The sequence below is a fragment of the Kineococcus vitellinus genome (assembly GCF_009906315.1).
GTDB lineage: Bacteria > Actinomycetota > Actinomycetes > Actinomycetales > Kineococcaceae > Kineococcus > Kineococcus vitellinus.
Genome location: NZ_JAAALL010000006.1, coordinates 1 through 17,955, shown reverse-complemented (window position 1 = coordinate 17,955; position 17,955 = coordinate 1). Strand labels below are relative to the sequence as shown.

At 70.0% G+C, this 17,955-nt stretch carries 12 protein-coding genes and 1 pseudogene; 6 read left to right on the top strand and 7 right to left on the bottom strand.

Annotated features, from left to right (window positions below; all coding sequences use genetic code 11):
• Positions 1-249: 249 nt before the first annotated feature.
• Positions 250-813, top strand: coding sequence for a hypothetical protein (locus GTQ99_RS01390; protein ID WP_166613959.1), 564 nt, complete (start codon positions 250-252; stop codon positions 811-813).
• A 186-nt stretch (positions 814-999) separates the two neighbouring features.
• On the opposite strand, the gene GTQ99_RS01385 is transcribed toward GTQ99_RS01390, so the two are convergent.
• On the bottom strand, positions 1,000-2,505 hold the full coding sequence (locus GTQ99_RS01385; protein WP_166613958.1) for a lipopolysaccharide biosynthesis protein: 1,506 nt from the start codon (positions 2,503-2,505) through the stop codon (positions 1,000-1,002).
• Between the two features lie 486 nt (positions 2,506-2,991).
• Between GTQ99_RS01385 and GTQ99_RS01380 the strand changes: the two genes are divergently transcribed.
• The 3 genes from GTQ99_RS01380 (at position 2,992) to GTQ99_RS01370 (ending at position 7,718) form a co-directional block, all read left to right on the top strand.
• Entirely contained in the window at positions 2,992-5,259 is a 2,268-nt protein-coding gene (locus tag GTQ99_RS01380) for a hypothetical protein (protein WP_166613957.1), read from the top strand.
• A 116-nt stretch (positions 5,260-5,375) separates the two neighbouring features.
• Entirely contained in the window at positions 5,376-6,182 is an 807-nt protein-coding gene (locus GTQ99_RS01375) for a beta-1,6-N-acetylglucosaminyltransferase (protein WP_205706588.1), read from the top strand.
• A gap of 66 nt (positions 6,183-6,248) precedes the next feature.
• The gene (locus GTQ99_RS01370) at positions 6,249-7,718 is read left to right on the top strand and encodes a family 16 glycosylhydrolase (RefSeq protein WP_166613955.1); all 1,470 of its coding nucleotides are present in this window, start codon (positions 6,249-6,251) and stop codon (positions 7,716-7,718) included.
• A 15-nt stretch (positions 7,719-7,733) separates the two neighbouring features.
• Here the strand turns inward: GTQ99_RS01370 and GTQ99_RS24610 are convergent, their stop codons facing one another.
• Complete coding sequence (locus tag GTQ99_RS24610; protein WP_166613954.1) at positions 7,734-8,543, bottom strand: family 16 glycosylhydrolase; 810 nt, start codon at positions 8,541-8,543, stop codon at positions 7,734-7,736.
• 19 nt (positions 8,544-8,562) lie between these two features.
• Here GTQ99_RS24610 and GTQ99_RS01360 point away from each other — a divergent pair, with 19 nt between their 5' ends.
• Entirely contained in the window at positions 8,563-8,838 is a 276-nt protein-coding gene (locus GTQ99_RS01360) for a hypothetical protein (RefSeq protein WP_166613953.1), read from the top strand.
• Between the two features lie 352 nt (positions 8,839-9,190).
• On the opposite strand, the pseudogene GTQ99_RS27395 reads toward GTQ99_RS01360, so the two are convergent.
• Positions 9,191-10,485, bottom strand: a pseudogene (locus GTQ99_RS27395) (IS701 family transposase).
• Between the two features lie 53 nt (positions 10,486-10,538).
• Positions 10,539-11,414 carry a PIG-L family deacetylase gene (locus GTQ99_RS01350; RefSeq protein WP_166613952.1) on the bottom strand — a complete coding sequence of 292 codons (876 nt, stop codon included), beginning with the start codon at positions 11,412-11,414 and terminating at the stop codon, positions 10,539-10,541.
• A 209-nt stretch (positions 11,415-11,623) separates the two neighbouring features.
• On the opposite strand from GTQ99_RS01350, the gene GTQ99_RS01345 reads away from it, so the two are divergent.
• Positions 11,624-12,736: a glycosyltransferase gene (locus tag GTQ99_RS01345; protein WP_166613951.1), complete on the top strand. Its 1,113-nt coding sequence runs from the start codon at positions 11,624-11,626 to the stop codon at positions 12,734-12,736.
• Positions 12,737-12,859: 123 nt separating this feature from the next.
• Here the strand turns inward: GTQ99_RS01345 and dnaE are convergent, their stop codons facing one another.
• From dnaE to lspA, 3 genes are all read right to left on the bottom strand, one after another.
• Positions 12,860-16,405, bottom strand: coding sequence for a DNA polymerase III subunit alpha (dnaE, locus tag GTQ99_RS01340; RefSeq protein WP_166613950.1), 3,546 nt, complete (start codon positions 16,403-16,405; stop codon positions 12,860-12,862).
• Positions 16,406-16,500: 95 nt separating this feature from the next.
• Positions 16,501-17,424, bottom strand: a complete 924-nt coding sequence (locus GTQ99_RS01335; RefSeq protein ID WP_166613949.1) for an RluA family pseudouridine synthase — start codon at positions 17,422-17,424, stop codon at positions 16,501-16,503.
• A partial coding sequence (gene lspA / locus GTQ99_RS01330) for a signal peptidase II (protein WP_205706585.1) occupies positions 17,417-17,955 on the bottom strand: 539 nt, incomplete at its 5' end. The genes GTQ99_RS01335 and lspA, both read right to left, overlap by 8 nt.

The window sequence follows — 17,955 nt, the reverse complement described above, 5'->3', positions numbered from 1 at the left end:
TACGATCACCGCTGCGACTCACCCTGCGCTCAAAAGCGGCGCGGTCGCGCCGAGCGACGGGTGCGCCGAGCGACGGGTGCACCCGCGTCGTCCCGGCACCACTGCGTGCCGCCGACGGCGGCTGCGAGCGTGGTCGGTCCGGTGGCGAGACGGTGGATCACAGGATTCTCCCCCGCGGCGACGCGACGGCCGATAGCGTCTCCCGGGTCGGCAGGGCGCCGTCTCGGTAGAGCTTCCCGGGGGTCCAGCATGAAGGTCGCGCACGCCCTGGCCACGACGTTGGTGGTGAGCCTGGCTGCGGCAGCGCCGGCATCGGCGCAGTCGCTCGGAAGGAGCGGGGATCCGCTGCTCGACTTCCGCAGCGTGGCGAGCCGGTACGGCCCGCCGTTGACATGCGACGCCGTGCCCACCGTGCACGGGACCACCGCGCCCCTGGGCATGGTGGTGACGTCGGACAGCAGTCGGAAGGTAGCTACGGTCGAGTACGTGATCTACGTCGGGCCGTGGGACTCACCTGACGGCCAGGAAGCTCTCGTCCCCGTCGCCGACGGGCGGGTAACCGTCGTCAGAGGCACCCACTACACCGCTGGACCGACCCTCGAAGTGCGCACGGCGGAGCGTCGTGGCGCTTCCACGCAGCGCAGTGATGCGTGCCGCTACTCCAACCCGAGCCAGTGGGGACAAGCCGACGTGGTGCACCTGCGACCGGTCAAGCGCTCACTGGCGAACGCCTTGCAGTCGTGGTGCACGAAGCAGCCTTGGTACACCGAGGCTCCGCAGGAGTGCCCGTTGGACCTCGTCGCGGGGACGTGAACCGCTGATCCGCTGACGACGGTGGCCAGGCGACTCGAGGAGCATCCCTCCTCACCGCCGGCACGAGGGCGCGACCGTGGGCCTCGTCCCACAGATCGATCCAGAGGCGCACGTGCGCCCCAGCGCCCGCACCGTGCTGCGACGGGTAGGGCCTCGCGCAACACCTCCACCGTCGAACGAGTCCTTTCAACAGGGGTCTCGCCGGGAGGGATCCCTGCGGAGTGATCGCCGCGATGGGCGCACCGAGCGGTGCCGTGCGCGGCTGGCGTCGACCACGGCTCCCCGCGGCGGCGGGGCCGCTGAACCCGACCGCACGACGCGACGCCAGTAGAACCACAGCCACGGCAGGCAGACCAAGCCGAGGGCGAACCGCGCGCCGTTGAAGAGCGCGGACTGCGGGAGGAAGGTGGAGAGCCACGCGACGAGGACCACTGCGGTCGACAGCACCAGCAGCACGATCGAGGACCGCGGCCACGGTGACCCGTGTCCTCCTGTGACGACCGCGAGGCGCTGCAGCACGGCCTGCACCATCAAGGCCAGGACCGTGGCAGCTGCAGCACCGGCGATGCCGGCGAGGGGGACGAGCAGGAAGTTCAGGCCGATGTTCACCACCGCCGCGACGAGGGCGATGACGCCGATCGGCCTGGCCCTGCGGGCGGTGAGCAGCATCCTGCCGCTAGCGCCTGACGCTGCCACGGGGTAGGCCGACACGAGCACCATGAGAACCACCACCAGCAGCGTCTCGCGCCCGAAGCTCTCCGGGGCGAAAATCCTCAGCAGGACAGGAGCAGCCAGGGTCAGGCCGAGCACGACGGGGGCCAGCAAGAGGTAGAGGCCGTCCCGCGAGTGGCCGATGAGCCGCCACCGCTGAGCCTCCTCACGAACCTCTGCGAAGCGCGGCAACCACGAGCTGCCCAGCATCACGACCAGCTGCACGACCACACCCCCCAAGGTGTAGGCGACCTGGTACCGACCCACCTCAGCAGCACCCGCGACCCGCTGGATGACGATGCGGTCCCCGGCGTTGAGCACGAAGGTGGACAGGGAGCCGAGCAGCAGCGGCAGCCCCAGGGCCAGCGACCTGCGGACCACCACTGGCCGGGGCATTCTGAACCACGCGCGACGCGTGAGGACGAGGGCGATCGCGGCAGCGAGCGCATCCGCGGCGACGACCCCCCAGAGGTAGGAGGCGGCCAGCGGCCGGAGGCCGAAGAGCAGCACGAGGCCGAGGAGCTGGCCCCCCAGCGCCGCGACGAGGCTGATGACGGCGAACGGGCGCAGGCGGTCGCCACCCAGCAAGAGGCCCAGGAGGACCATCACAGCCACCGCGGGGACGGTCCAGACGATCGTGGCCGTGAGGAGCGCCGACGGCTCTTCGAACCCCATTGGCCCGGCCCACCAACGTGCCGTGACGGCGAGCAGCAGCGTCACTGCGGTCGCCAGGACGATGCCCGCGCCTGCGGCCGCACCCGCGTTCCGCTCGTGCCCGTCCTCAGCCCGCTGGAGCACGACCGCCTGGTCGAGCCCGGCCGCGGCGACCACGACCAGCAGCTGGTGCAAGGCGATCGCGGACGCCAGCTTGCCGAACTCCGCCGGATCCCCCATGCCGTGAGCCAGGACCGGTGACACGACGGCGCTGCTCACCATCTGCGCCGCGGCGGCGGAGACGTACAGCAGCCCGCGACCGAACAAACCGGATCCTGCGCTCCCACCGACCGCGGCGTCCGCCCTCCGGTCAGGACAACCCTCCTGGGCCGGTCCCTGGTCCGTCGACAGGCCCATGGAAGCTCTGCGCGCGTCACCGATCCGGGTGGAGTCTCCGTCCCTCACCACCGGAGTGGACCTCGCCGCGCAAAACAGGACGAAAAGCTGCGAACAGTGAACATGTGACTCCGAATGGTGATTTCCTCACTGTCCTTGGACCACGCCACCGGGTCGCGCCGACGCCAGTACCATTAGACCCTAGGCGACACAGCGCCCGCAGCGTTCCCCGTGGTATCCGGCACGCGGCCCGGTGAGGGCCGCGGTCGAGGCGTCCTGTGCACCGGCGCCAGCACCGTGCCGCACGAGCCCCGCACGCCGCGGCCCTATGGTCGCGGGCGGGGCGGATCGCGCAGGAGGTCCGCAGACGGGTACCCGACACCGACCGGATGCACGAGAGGATCTCGATGAGCACGCGTGCAGGAGCCGCATGAGCGGGACGTCGTGAAGCAGCGACCCATCGAGAAGGAGCGACCCATCGAGGTGGACCGTCCCGGCGACACCGCGGACGGCGCCTCGCACCTCGACGAGGCCCCTCCCCAGAGGTTGCACCGCGAGCTGGTCACCGACACGGCCCCCGCCCGTCTCGTGACCTCGGGCCTCGCGACGGGCGCCCTCGCACTCGGCGTGCTGGCAGCGGTGGCCGGGGTCGAAGCCGTCCGGGTGCCCGCACTCATCGCCTACTGCGTGGCGGGAATCGGGTTCGCTCCGTGGAACCTCCGGGCGGACCTCGGACTGCACGTGCGCGTGGTCCTCGCCGGCCTCACCGGGATCGCTGTCGGGACCATCGTCCCGATGGTCATGATGGCCCTCGGCACCTGGCGCCCGTTGGAGGCGTTCGCGCTCGTCGGCGCCGTGAGCGGGGTGCTCCACTGCTTGGCGCTGCTCCGCGCCTGGAGCGATCTGCGGCTCTCGCGCGCGGGCACCTCCCCGCCCAGGCACTCCGCCATCCCCCGGCCGTTGCGCTCCCACCTGGCCAGCAAAGCGCAGCTGCCCGTCGCGCTGGCGGCCGCCGGGACGCTGCTCTGCCTCGCCGCCGCGGCTGCGCACCGCGGCACGAGCACACCGCCCTTCTGGGGCTTCCCCGCGGACATCGGACCCGCCTGGTACGCAGGCGTGGCGCTGATCCTGGCGGGATTCGTGCTCGCTGCGGCGCGGGACCAGTGGTCCATCGCCGTTCCCGTGGTGCTCCTCGCCATCGTCACTGTCGCCACACCTGCGATCGTCTACGACGGGCCGCGGTCGCAGTCGGCAGCCAAGCACGTCGACCTCGTCGAGCAGATCCGGCTGTACCACGAGCTGCGTTCCAGCGTCGCCGTCTACAACGCCTGGCCAGGGTTCTTCGCCGCGAACGCCTGGTGGTCCGAGGTCGCGAGCCTGCGCAACCCGATGAACCTGGCGACCGCGTGGCCGCTCGTCCTGGTCGGGCTGCGCGTCGCCGCCCTGCGACTGGTCGCCGGCCAGCTCCTCAAGTCCCCGCGGACCATCTGGACCGCCGTGCTGCTGGCGGTGCTGGCCGATCCCCTCGGCGCGGACTACTACTCGCCGCAATCAGTGGGCTTCGTCCTGGGGCTGATCGTCTACGGACTCGCGCTGCACCGGGGCCGCGACCTCCCGGTCCTCCCCCTGATCCTCCTCGCCGGATGCTTGATCACGGTGAGTCACCAGTTGAGCCCTTTCGTGATCGGCGGCACCCTCGCCGTCCTCGTGGTGTTCCGCCAGATCCGGCCGTGGTGGGTCCCGGGACTGGTACTGCTCCCTGCCGTGCTGTGGGCGCTGCTCCACCGCGCGGAGCTCAGCCCGTTCCTCTCCTTCGGCGCCCTGGGCGACCCGGAGAACTTCCGCCCACCCCAGACCGTGGGTTCCGAGCAGCTCTCCCGTCTGCCCGTGGTGCCCGCGACCGTCGTAGCGCTGCTGTTGTGCGTGGGCGTCACCGGTCTCCTGGCGCTGCGCACCCTGGTTCGCACGCGGCGATCGCTGCAGTCCTGGTCCCTGGCGGCGGCACCCGCTGTCGGGCTCGTCCTCGTGGCCGCCAACCCGTACGGTCAGGAAGGCATCTTCCGCGCAGTCCTCTTCGGGATGCCCTGGCTGGCCGTCCTCGCGGCACCCAGCCTGGTGCAACCAGCCGGCAGGTGGTCGGCCAGGGTCCGGCACACCGCCCTGGTGACGGCCGTCGTCGGAGTGCTCACCACCGCCTTCCTCGTCGCGGCCTTCGGCCTCGACCGGCTCACCGTCATCCGACCGTCGGATCTGGCAGTCCTCCAGCAGTTCCAGCAAACGCAGCGTGGTGCCAGCGGCGCGCAGACGGTGGTCGTGTTCCTGGGCACCGGCAACCTCCCCACCTCGGCGCCCGAACTGGGCTGGAACGGAGTGGTGCTGGGGCAGCAGGACCTCGACCTCGCGCCCCGGCAGCTGCCGCCGGAGGAAGTGGCGGGGCAGGCGCGCACGCTCACCGATGCGCTCACGCGCCGACTACCCTCGACAGCCACGGACGTCTTTGCGGTGTGGTCGCCGACCGTCCAGGACTACTCCTGGGCCTACGGCGTCCAGAGCCCAGAGCAGTTCACCGCCCTGCGGGACGGTCTGATGGAGCTGCCGGAGTGGAGCGTCGAGGTGTCGCGGGACGGCACCTACCTCTTCCGCCTGGACCGCTCGGGCTCCGCCGTCGGCGTGGCGGTCCCGTGACGTCCCTAGCCGCCGTAGTGCTCGCCCACCGCGATCCCCGGCAGGTGCACCGCCTCATCGGCGCCCTGGAGGACGTCCCCGTCTTCGTGCACTGCGACGCCAAGGCCAGCAGGGTCGTGGCCGAGGACATGGTCCGTGGCTGGCGCGGTCGAGCGGTTCCGCTGCCCCGGCGCTCGGCCACGCTGGCGAGCTGGTCCCTCGTTCAGGTCGAACTGGACGCCCTGCGCGCGGTGCTCCGCCAGTCGGCTGCCGAGCACATCGCCGTGCTCTCCGGTGCGTGCTACCCCCTCGTCAGCGGAGCGGAGCTGCACCGTCAGCTCACGGCGTGGGCGGGGAGGTCGTACCTGATGAGCGTGCCGATCCCCTTCACGCCGTGGAACACCCCCCGGCACCAGGACGGGGGTACCTGGCGCTTCACCCGCCGCTTCGTGCTCCGCGGCGACGACGTGGTCTTCGTCGCCGGCGTCCCACTGCGGTGGCCGGGTCGTCGACAGGTGCCCGAGGGGCTGCGCCTCCGCGCCTCCTCCCAGTGGAAGATCTACGCTCGCCACCACGCCGAGCTTCTCCTGAGGATCGTGGACACCAGGCCCGATGTCGTGGCGTTCTGGCGCAGGACCCTCGTTCCCGACGAGAGCTTCGCCGCATCGGTGCTCAGCTCTCCCACGCTTGCGGGAGTGGACGCCGCACCGCTGTGCCACGGCCACGCCTGGTACCAGCAGTGGACGGATGACAGGCCCGACCACCCCGACTGGCTGCGGGTGGACGACTTCGACCGCATCGCCGCCGCCCGTCGCGGACCCGTCGCGGATCCCGTCGTGCTCCAGCAGCCAGGACCGATGCCGCAGGCGCTGTTCGCCCGCAAGTTCTCCAGCGAGACCGAGGGTGGTCTGATCGATCGCATCGATGCCGAACTGCGGGCATGACCGCACCTTCGCCCGGCCTCGGCACCCGGGCCACCGAGCGACGGGTCCGCTCCGGATGAGCACGAGGTGACCGTGCCCGCACCGAGGATCAAGGCGCGCAGGCTGGGTCTCGCAGCGCTGTGCGCCGGACTGGCTGCGCTGCTCGCGCTCGCGCTCACCGTGGCGCTCGCACCCAAGGAGCAGGCGGTTGCGGATTGCGCGGCGGTGAACAGCGTGGCGCGAGCCGATGAGGAGCGGATGACGGGCACCGCCGGCTCCGTGCCGACCGCTGAGGCGGTGGCCGGCGCGACTGCCGCTTCCGATCCGTCTGGGTGGTCGGCCGCCGCCGAGACGGGACCCATCGAGCTCAACCGGGTAGGCGTCCCCGACGGCCCCGCGGGGTTCACGTCGGCCTTGCAGGTCCGGCACCCCGGCGCCCAAGGGCGCTGGGCGTTCGCCCTCGGCCAACTCGCGTCACCGCAGGGGTTCTTCCGGATCGGGGATACCTACCGCATGGAGCTGTGGGTGAGGAACCTGGGCTCGGACGAGCAGTCGATCGGCATCCTCCTGGCCGACGCCAACGTCGGCAGCCGTCCCACGATCAGCAGCCAGTACACCAGCGGACCCGTCCCGACGTGGCGACTGCTGACGCGTACTTTCGTGGCGACGGCGCCCGGTGAGCCGGGAACCGGCTTTTACGTGAATCTCCCACCGAACGGCCCGATCGACTGGCAGATCACCGGCGCGAGCGTCCACCGGGTCGCCGCCGCCGGGACCACACGCACGACACGACCGGCAAGCACTCGCATCGGCTTCACCGCTGCACCTGGGACGTCCGTGGCGGCGTGCGCGTGGACGCGCGAGGTGGGCGGCCACGGCTGGGGCAACGGTGAGCTGCAGACCTACACGCCGAACGAACGCAACGCCACCGTGGACGGCAACGGCAACCTGGTGATCACAGTCCGCCGCGAGCGCTTCCGGGGCGAGGACGAGATCGAGCGCGACTTCACCAGCGCCCGACTGTCCACCCTTGGCAAGGTGAGCGTTCCGAGCGGCTCCTACGTCGAAGCCTCGCTCCGGGCCCCGACAGGAAGCGGCCTGTGGCCTGCGTTCTGGCTGATCGGGGCGAACTTCCCGGAGGTTGGCTGGCCGGCCTGTGGCGAGATCGACGTCTTCGAAGGACGAGGCGCCGAAGCCACGACGGCCCGCAATGCGGTCCACACGTCCACGGTGCGCGATCCCACCGAGCACGTCCAGAGCGGCTGGGGCATCGACGGCGGCACCGCGGAACTGCAAGAGGCGGTCGACGCGCGGCCACACCGCTACGGGGTCTACTTCGACCAGTCGGTCGTCCGCTTCTACATCGATCGGGTCGAGGTCAGGTCCGTGCTCGCCGAGGACGCCGTCGCAGCGGGCTGGGCCTGGCCGTTCAGCGGCCCGCAGGCGCTCGTGCTCAACGTGGCCGTCGACGGTTGGGAAGACAGCAGCACCACGGCGCTTCCACGCTCCATGGTGGTCTCACCCGTGGAGGTGTGGCAGGGCGCTGTGCCACGCTGAAATGCTGCCGCCGGTTCAGGCGCGCCGGGAGTAGGTCATCCAGTCGATGAGGAGGTGCCCCTGTACCGACGGCGCAGGCTTGCTCGCCCCGTCGGTGGCCGCTTGGAGGATCCACTTGAACGGAGTCGTGGGAACTCCCTTGGTGGTACGGCCAACCTCGGCGCCGTCGATCAAGAACACGATCAGGCCGGGAGTCCACTCCATGGTGGCCGTGTGCCAATCCTGCCACGACGCGTTCGTGGAGTTCTTGTACGCGACGACGCCGGGCGCTCCCGGCTGGAACACGGCCATGTACTGCTTCTGCGTGAAAGAGCTCTCCGGGAAGTCGATCTCTCCCTCCGTCCAGTTGTCTGAAGCAGGCCACAAGAGGAATGCCGCGCCGTAACCGGTGGCCGCGTCCGCGCGGTAGCGGATGGAGTAGCGACCGTAGGTCTGCGCCTTCCAGTTGTTCGCCACGAGGACGCCGCCGGAGGGACAGCCATCCACCGTACGGAGGTGGATGTCCGCCATACCGTCGTGGGCGGAGACGTTCGCGCCGTTGTTGTAGCAGCCGTTGCGGGAGGTGTCGGGGCTCCCGTCACCGTAGTCGCCGATGCTCGGGTAGGCGGCGCGGAAGGATCCAGTCGGCGCATCCCTCGTGAAGTCCTCAGCCCACACCTGCTGCCAGCCGGCAAGTGTCCCGGACGGCATGCTCGACGCCGAGAGGGTAGAGGTCGTGGGGGTGGTGGAGGTGCTCTGGGCGCTGACCGAGAAGGACTTCACGCTGCCGATGTTCTGCCACTGACCGGCGATGCGCGCGCAGGCGAAGTAGGTGTAGCTACCCACCGACAAGCTCCGACTCGCGGTGATCTTCGTTCCGGCCGTCGTCAACCGGATGTTCTGCTTCGCGGGGAAGTCGACGTTGCGGCCGCTGGAATCACGCGCGCAGATGCCGGCGTACTCCGCGGTCGTGTCCGTCGAGGCCTTGATGGTCGTGCTCGCCGTGGCCGTGCTCCCGCTGACGGTGACCGAACTGGTGGCACTGAACGTGGTCGCCGCCGAGGCGGGGGTGGCACCGCCGGCGAGGATGCCGCCGGCGCACAGCAAGGAGAGCGCGGTCTTCCAAGGGGTTCGCATGTAAGGGAGCTCCTGAGTCGTGACCAGAACCGGGTCTGTGCTGACCCACGAGCTCTCGACCCCGGTCCCGCACCCCTTGAGCGAACGGACTAGATGTGACCAGCGTCACTCCAAAAACATGTAACACTTCACTACCCCTTCCTGCGCACTGTGAGGAGCCGCCGACCTCGCCGGCAGGCGACGCTCAGCCGCGGCTCGACGGTCGGACTCGTGGAGAGGAGCACCGCGTCGTCCGTCACGCACAGTCGTACTTCGTTAGGTCGGCACCAAGGGTCGGTCCCGGGCACGCTGTCCACAGACGCTGCAGATGCCGATCCAAGTGGCCAGCATTTGCAGGAACAGCACGGCATAGGTGCTCAGGCTGCGCCACGGGCTTTCGAACCGGCGCGCAACAGGGCGCAGAACAGGTGAACGGCGGTGACGAGAGTGACGTGGCGGTGCCAGCCGGTGAAGCTGCGGCCTTCGAAGTGGTCCAATCTCAGGGCGGTCTTGAGTTCGCGGTAGTCATGCTCGATGCGCCAGCGCAACTTTCCCCGCCGAACCAGGTCGGCCAGTGGCGTGTCAGCGGGTAGGTTGGACAACCAGTACCTCACCGGCTCGACCGCATCCTCGGGCCAGTTCGCCGTCAGCCACTGCTCGGGCAGAGAACCGTCCTCGGCCAGCCGTGCGGTGTACTTGCGGCCCGCCGGGCGGATGCGGATCTAGAGGAACCGTGAGGTGAGTTGGTCTCGGGAACCAGTCCGCCAGGTGAGATGTCTTGCCGCGCCCGTCCCAGCGGCCAAGGCGCGCTGGCGCAAGTTGATCGGCGCGTCACGGTAGCGCGGCTTGCCGCGCGGGTCGGCGCCGGCGTACTCGCGCAGCTCGGGAACGGCATCAACGGGGTGGCGGTCAGGTCGGACTCGACCTGCACGATCCAGAACAGGTTCCGCTCGTCAAGAGCACCGCGAAAGTGGGCGTTGTTGCCGTATTCGGGGTCGGCGATGATCATAGGTAGCGTCAAGCCCCAGCCGGCGACCTCATCGAGCATGTCCAGGGCCAGGCGCCACTTCGGCTCGTGGCACAGTGCATCGGGGATGCCGGCGCACGTGCGGCGCAACCGGACAGCCTGCAACGCGGTGGCTGCCGAGGCGGGGTCCGAAGCAGTGTCGGCATCGGCTTGGAGTGCCGTCGCGTCCCAGCTGGCCGGCAGGAACAGCCGCCAGTCCAGCGGGCAGGAGGCAGTGTCGGTGGCGGCGTACGCTGACGCCGATCTGGCAGTTGTCGACCTTGTCCAGCGTTCCGTGGGGGTACCTCCCGTTCGCGGGGGCGTAGTGCCGCGCCACCCCGGGTGAGGATTTGCCGTTCTTAGGGAAACCGGTGTCATCGATCACCCACGCCACCGGATCGATGACTTCCACCGCCTTGGCGGCGATCAGGCAGCGCACCGCGGCCACGTCCCACGTGTAGGAGGAGACGAACCGCTGCAGCCCCAGGTGATCCACGCCGAGCCGTTCAGCATCGGTTGCATCGCCTTGCGCGCCCCGTTCAGCAGCAGCCCGCGCAGGTAGGTCTGCCCCTTGGCCCGCTGATCGGTCCGGACCAAGGGCGCGAAGACGTTCTCGGCGAAGTGCTGCAGCTGCTCGCGCGCGGCCGCCAGCTCTTCGAGAGTCACCGCCGCAAGGCACCACGCGGTGACCATCCTTGACAAGACCCAACAGAGCACTACTAGGACAGATCGCCACCTGTGATCTCTTGCGCGTACTGTCGTTGGAGCCAAGCGCCCTCGGGCTGGTCCCGCAGGGCGTCTTGCGAATCAGGCACCTCCGGATCGTGAGGGGCGTACGTGAGGTAGGCATCCACTTTGCGCTGAAGATCCTCACCTGCAACGTTCGGCGGGAGCTCGGCGACCGGGTACCCCTTGTAGCTGATCAACCGACTGCGCATGTCGTACTGCTGGTGCGCAGCAGCGACGAAGCGGGCCACCGCGTGATGATCACTGTGGTCCCCGTCACCAAACCGCCCCTGGACGTCGTGCGTCCTGATGACCTCGGTCGATTGAGCACTCGCAATGCCACCGATGAGCTCGACCAGGTCGTCAGCGGTGTACTCCGCCAAGCCGTCGACCGTGGAGATGGAGCTGATCCGGCCGTCGTACAGCTTCTGCAAGCTGACACCACCGTATCGCTCGCTCCCACCTCCCTCGAGACCGCCGTCGGGGATCCTCAGGAAGACCACGGAGACCTCTGGCCGCCCAGCGAGCTCCCAGACGGTCACAGGGTGGTCGGAGATCACTTGCGGGGACGCCGTCCACCGGTCGGCTCGTCCGGCCATGTGCGCGTAGGCCGCCTGCACACCGGCCTCGCGCGATCCCCAGTACTCAGGGCCCGCGGCGTAATCACCGCTGGTGACGTAGACCGTCCGGTGACAGATTCCCGCTCGGATGTCGTCGAGGATGTCCGGTGTCTGGAAGAAGAGGTCGTCGTCCGGGTGCGCGACGAAGCTCAAGTGCACGGGCCCGCGGCAGGCAACGCTCCCTCCGGAGCCGGTACGGAGGAACAAGTACATCAACAGGACGACAATGAGGACGGCGCCGACCAGCACCCACGGTCGCCAGGCCACCGGAGTTCGGTGACGCGTCACTGAGGCTCGACGACCAATAGCGGGACTCCCACAGTGATGGAGGGACTTGTGACGATCATAAGGCAACGTACACGAGCAGCATCACCCTAGCCGCGCCCCGAAGCTGGCTCCATCGAGCTGGGTCCGCTGAAGATCCCCACGGAGCCGCCCCAAGGGGCAGGATGACCACCGTGAAGATCTGCACCCACGCCACGGCTCTCGATCGCGCCGGAGGCATCGAGATGTGCACCTACCAGCTAAGTGGCAGCCTCGTCCAGCGGGGTCACGGCGTCACAGTGCTCTTCCAGCACGACGGCTCCCTGCGCACCGAGTACGAACGTGCCGGCATCCGCCTCCAGGGCCCCACGTCCTTCTCCTTGACACCGCGCACAGCGGTGCAGGACGTGGCACGCATGGCCCCGGCAGCACTGTGGGCCGCAGGGCACCGACCGGACGTCCTGTGGCTCCAGCGCTTCGAGCACATCGTCTGGGGACAGGTCGTCGCCCGCGCAGCCCGCGCGCCCCTCGTCTGCCACCTCCACCACATGCCCAACTACAACAAGGTGTCCCTTCTTGGTCGCGGCGCAGCCGCCTTCATCGCCGTCTCGGAGTTCATGCGACGCACGTGGGTGCGCAGGGGCCTGCCGGCCGACCAGGTGCTCACGATCCCCAACGCTGTGCCTGAAGCGGAGTACCCCTTCGGAGGCGATGCGGAACGCGTTGCCGCACGACGGGCGCTGGGGGTGCCGGGGGACACCTTCATCGCCCTCTACTACGGACGCATCTCCGTCGACAAGGGCGTGTCGGTGGCATTGGAGGCATGGGAGTCGCTCCGACTCGACCCCGGGAACGGTCATCTGCTGCTCGTGGGAGACGGCATGGGCGCTCCCCCGGAACTCCTCGAGCGGATCGAACGGCTGCGTCAGGATGGCAGGTGCACGTGGCTGCCAGCCAGGTCGGACGTAAGCACGGTGCTCCACGCCAGCGACGTGGTCCTCTTCCCCTCACTTCTGCCCGAGGCCTTCGGGCGAGTCGTCCTCGAGGCGCTCATGTCGGGCCGACGTGTGATCGCCTCGAAGGTGGGAGCTGTCCCGGAGATCCTGGCGGGTCCTCTGGACCGCTTCCTCGTCCCGTCCGGCGACCCGGAAGCGTTGGCGGCCGCTCTTCGGGACGTTCTCGCCACCGGCCCGGACCGCTCTTCCGAGGAGGAGTACGCGGCCTGGACGCGCGACCGCTTTCCTTACGAGCAGCATGTGGCAGCGGTGGAGGACGTCCTCGCACGAGCGGCTCACGGCTCACCGTGATGGTGCGGCGCAGTCGCCACGGTGCGGCCGCAGCCGCAGCCGCCGCCGGCCGTCCTCCCCGACTCCGTCAGCCCGCAAGACCCCCGCGCCGAGGCTGCCGCAGCTCGACGCCTCCGCAGCACCTCACGCCAGGCAGGTCGGCCCCAGCAGGGCCTTGAGGTCGCCGAACAGCGCCGGGCTGGGCGTCACCCGCAGGGAGTCGTCCAGGCGCATGAGGGTGCCCCCTCCCCCGCCGTTCTTCGTCAGCCGCAACCGCACCTCGGTCACCCCCGGGTGGGTGGTGAGGACGTCCTTGAGCCTCTCCACGACGGGGGCCGTGCAGCGGGAGGTCGGCATCGTCACCGTTACCGGGACGCCGTCGGTGGAGGAGACGTCCGGCACCGTCAGGCCCGAGGCGTAGATGGTCGGCACCTCGTCGCGGCGGTTGAGCCGGCCCTTGACGACGACGACGAGGTCCTCGGCCAGCAGCTGGGCGACGTCGGTGTAGGCCTGCGGGAAGAACAGGCACTCGATGGCGCCGGCGAGGTCCTCGACGGTGACGATGGCCCAGTAGTTGCCTTGCTTGGTCGTCTTGCGCTGCAGGCCGGTGATCATCCCGGCGATGGTGATCTGCGAGCCGTCGGGGCGGGACTCGTCCTCCAGCAGCGCGGCGATCGGCACGTCGGAGGCGTTGGCCAGCAGGTGCTCGAGGCCGAACAGCGGGTGGTCGGAGACGTAGAGCCCGAGCATCTGGCGCTCGTGGGCCAGCAGCTCGGACTTCTCCCACTCGGGCAGGTCCGGGATCTCGACGTGGAAGCCGCCGCCGCCCGCGCCGTCGTCGTCCCCGCCGAGGCCGGCGAAGAGGTCGAACTGGCCGATCGCCTCGTTGCGCTTGACGTCGACGACCGCGTCGACGGCGTCCTCGTGGCGGGCGACCAGGGCGCGGCGGCGGTGGCCCAGGGAGTCGAAGGCGCCGGCCTTGATGAGCGACTCGATGGTGCGCTTGTTGCACACGACCGCGGGCACCTTGGTGAGGAAGTCGGTGAACGACTCGTAGCGGCCCTTCTCCCGGCGCGCCTCGACGACCGCGTCGACGACGTTCGCGCCGACGTTGCGGATGGCCGTGAGGCCGAAGCGGATGTCGGAGCCGACGGCGGTGAAGTTCGCGCTGGACTCGTTGACGTCCGGGGGCAGCACCTGGATGCCCATGCGGCGGCACTCGTTGAGGTACAGCGCCGACTTGTCCTTGTCGTCGCGCACGCTGGTGAGCACCGCGGCCATGTACTCGGCCGGGTAGTTGGCCTTGAGGTAGGCCGTCCAGTAGGAGACCAGGCCGTAGGCGGCCGAGTGCGCCTTGTTGAAGGCGTAGTCGGAGAAGGGGACGAGGATGTCCCACAGCGCCTTGACGCACTCCTTGGAGAAGCCGTTGTCGAGCATCCCCTTCTCGAAGCCGACGTACTCGGCGTCGAGGACTTCGCGCTTCTTCTTGCCCATCGCGCGGCGCAGCAGGTCGGCGCTGCCGAGGCTGTACCCGGCGACCTTCTGCGCGATCGACATGACCTGCTCCTGGTACACGATCAGGCCGTAGGTCGTGCCGAGGATCTCCTTGAGGGGTTCCTCGAGCTCGGGGTGGATCGGGGTGATCGGCTCCTGGCCGTTCTTGCGCCGGGCGTAGGCGGTGTGCGAGCCCGCGCCCATCGGGCCGGGCCGGTAGAGCGCGCCGACGGCGGAGATGTCCTCGAAGTTGTCCGGGCGCATCAGCCGCAGCAGCGAGCGCATGGGACCGCCGTCGAACTGGAAGACGCCGAGGGTGTCCCCGCGCCCGAGCAGCTCGAAGGTGGCCTGGTCGTCGAGCTCGAGGGCGTCGAGGTCGACGGGCTCCTTGCCGTTGGCGACGACGTTCTTCAGCGCGTCGTCGAGGATCGTCAGGTTGCGCAGGCCCAGGAAGTCCATCTTGACCAGCCCGAGCGTCTCGCACGTCGGGTAGTCGAACTGCGTGATGATCGCCCCGTCGGCTTCCCGCTTCATGATCGGGATGAGGTCGATCAGCGGCTCGGAGGACATGATGACGCCGGCGGCGTGCACGCCCCACTGCCGCTTCAGCCCCTCCAGGCCGCGGGCGGTGTCGACGACCCGCACGACCTCGGGGTCGGACTTGTACAGCTCGCGGAACTCCCCCGCCTCGGAGTACCGCTTGTGGCCGGGGTCGAAGATCCCCGACAGCGGGATGTCCTTGCCCATGACGGCCGGCGGCATCGTCTTGGTGATCCGGTCGCCCATGGAGAAGGGGAACCCGAGCACGCGCGAGGAGTCCTTGACCGCCTGCTTGGCCTTGATCGTGCCGTAGGTGACGATCTGGGCGACGCGGTCGGTGCCGTACTTCTCGACGACGTACTGGATGACCTCACCGCGCCGGCGCTCGTCGAAGTCGACGTCGAAGTCGGGCATCGACATGCGCTCGGGGTTGAGGAAGCGCTCGAAGAAGAGACCGTGCCGCAGCGGGTCGAGGTCGGTGATCTTCATGGCGTAGGCCGCCATCGAGCCGGCGCCGGACCCGCGGCCGGGGCCGACGCGGATGCCGTTGGCCTTGGACCAGTTGATGAAGTCGGCGACGACGAGGAAGTAGCCGGCGTAGCCCTTGGAGGTGATGACCTCGATCTCGTACTCGGCCTGCTTGCGCACGTCGTCGGGGATGCCGGCCGGGTAGCGGTGGGCCAGGCCCGTCCAGACCTCCTTGACGAACCAGCTCTCCTCGTTCTCCCCGGGCGGGCAGGGGAAGCGCGGCATGTAGGCGCCGGTGGACTCGGTGAACTCCACCTCGCAGCGCTCGGCGATGAGCAGGGTGTTGTCGCACGCCTCGGGGTGGTCGCGCCACACGTCGCGCATCTGCGCCGGGCTCTTGAGGTAGAACTCGTCGGCGTCGAACTTGAAGCGCTTGGGGTCGGCCAGCGTCGAGCCGGACTGCACGCACAGCAGCGCGGCGTGCGCCTGGGCGTCGTGCGCGTGGGTGTAGTGCAGGTCGTTGGTCGCCAGCAGCGGCAGGTCGAGGTCCTTGGCGAGCTTGAGCAGGTCGTCCTGCACCCGGCGCTCGATGTCGAGGCCGTGGTCCATCAGCTCGCAGAAGAAGTTCTCCCGGCCGAAGATGTCGCGGTAGTCGGCCGCGGCCTGGCGGGCCTCGTCGTACTGGCCCAGCCGCAGCCGCGTCTGCACCTCCCCCGAGGGGCAGCCGGTGGTGGCGATGAGCCCGTCGGAGTACTGCGAGAGCAGCTCGCGGTCCATGCGGGGCTTGTAGAGGAAGCCCTCCAGGGAGGCCAGCGAGCTCATCTTGAAGAGGTTGTGCATGCCGGCGGTGTTGCTGGCCAGCATCGTCATGTGCGTGTACGAGCCGGCGCCGGAGACGTCGTCGCCGGAGCGGCTGGACTGGTCGCCCCACTTCACGCGCGTCTTGTCCTGGCGGGCGGTGCCCGGGGTCAGGTAGGCCTCGACGCCGATGATCGGCTTCACGCCGTGCTTCTTGGCCGTCTTCCAGAAGTCGTAGGCGCCGAAGACGAAGCCGTGGTCGGTCGTGGCGACGGCCGGCATCCCCATCTCGGCGGCGCTGCGGAAGAGGTCGTCCACCTTCGCCGCACCGTCGAGCATCGAGTACTCGGTGTGCACGTGCAGGTGGACGAAGGAGTCCGCGGATGCCATGGGGGGCGCCTCCTGGTGCTGTCGGGCGGTGGTGCGGATCGATCGTAGGCGCCGGGTCGGACAGCACCCGGCCGCCTCGCCGGGAGCGGGCGGGCTCAGTCGGCCAGGCGCTCCAGGGCGGTGCGCAGGTCCTCGGGGTAGGAGCTGGTGAACTCCACCGGCTGCCCCGTGCCGGGGTGCTCGAAGCCCAGGCGCACGGCGTGCAGCCACTGGCGCGCCACGCCCAGGCGGGCCGCCAGCGTCGGGTCGGCGCCGTAGGTGAGGTCCCCCACGCAGGGGTGGCGCAGCGCGGAGAAGTGCACCCGGATCTGGTGGGTGCGCCCGGTCTCCAGGTGCACCTCGCACAGCGCGGCGGCCCGGAAGGCCTCCAGGACCTCGTAGTGGGTGACGCTGGGCTTGCCCTCGGCCGTCACCGCGAACTTGTAGGCCCCGCCGGGGTGGCGCCCGATGGGGGCGTCGATGGTGCCCCGCAGCGGGTCCGGGTGGCCCTGCACGAGCGCGTGGTAGACCTTGTCGACCGTGCGCTCCTTGAAGGCCCGCTTGAGCGCGGAGTAGGCGTGCTCGCTCTTGGCCACGACCATGAGCCCGGAGGTGCCCACGTCGAGGCGGTGCACGACGCCCTGGCGCTCGGCGGCCCCGGAGGTGGCGATCGCGTAGCCCGCTCCCGCCAGGCCGCCGACGACGGTCGGGCCGCTCCAGCCGGGGCTCGGGTGCGCCGCGACGCCCACGGGCTTGTCGACGACGACGAGGTGGTCGTCGTCGTGGACGACCACCAGCCCCTCGACGAGCTCGGCCACGAGCGCGGGCGCCGCCGGCGGGTCGGGGACCTCCACCTCCAGCCAGGAGCCCGCGCGCACGCGGTCGGACTTGCCCGCGGGCGCGCCGTCGATGACGACGAGGCCCTCGGCGGCCAGCTCGGCCGCGCGGGTGCGCGAGAGGCCCAGCAGGCGCGAGAGGGCCGCGTCGACGCGCTCGCCCTCGAGGCCGTCGGGCACGGGCAGGCTGCGCAGCTCAGGCACCGGTCTCCTCCTGGTGGGCCCGGCCGCGCCGGGTGCTCGGCTCGCGGGTGCCGTCCAGCTGGGTGCCGCGCACGGCCAGCACGACGATGAGCGCGGCGGCCGCGCACAGGCCGGCGTCCGCGACGTTGAAGATCGGCCAGTGCGGCAGCTGCAGGAAGTCCACGACGTGGCCGCGCGCGAAGCCCGGCTGGCGCAGCAGGCGGTCGGTGAGGTTGCCGGTGGCGCCGGCCAGCAGCAGGCCCAGGGCCAGCGCCCAGGCGCCGCTGCGCAGCCGCCGCGCGAGGCGGACGATGACCACCACCGCCACGGCGGCCAGGACCGTGAAGATCCAGGTGCTGCCGGTGGCGAAGCTGAAGGCCGCCCCCGGGTTGCGGATGAGGTGGAACTGCAGCAGCTGCCCGACGAAGGGCCGCACCACGCCCGGCTCCAGGTGCGCGACGGCGAGCACCTTGGTGACCTGGTCCAGCGCGTAGACGAGGGCCCACACGGCGAAGACCCGCGCGGTGCGGCGCGGGCGGGCGGGCGCCGCAC

Coding starts and splice junctions, on each gene's coding strand:
- GTQ99_RS01390 (WP_166613959.1), top strand. CDS start 250: ATGAAGGTCGCGCACGCCCTGGCCACGACGTTGGTGGTGAGCCTGGCT.
- dnaE (WP_166613950.1), bottom strand. CDS start 16,405: ATGGCATCCGCGGACTCCTTCGTCCACCTGCACGTGCACACCGAGTAC.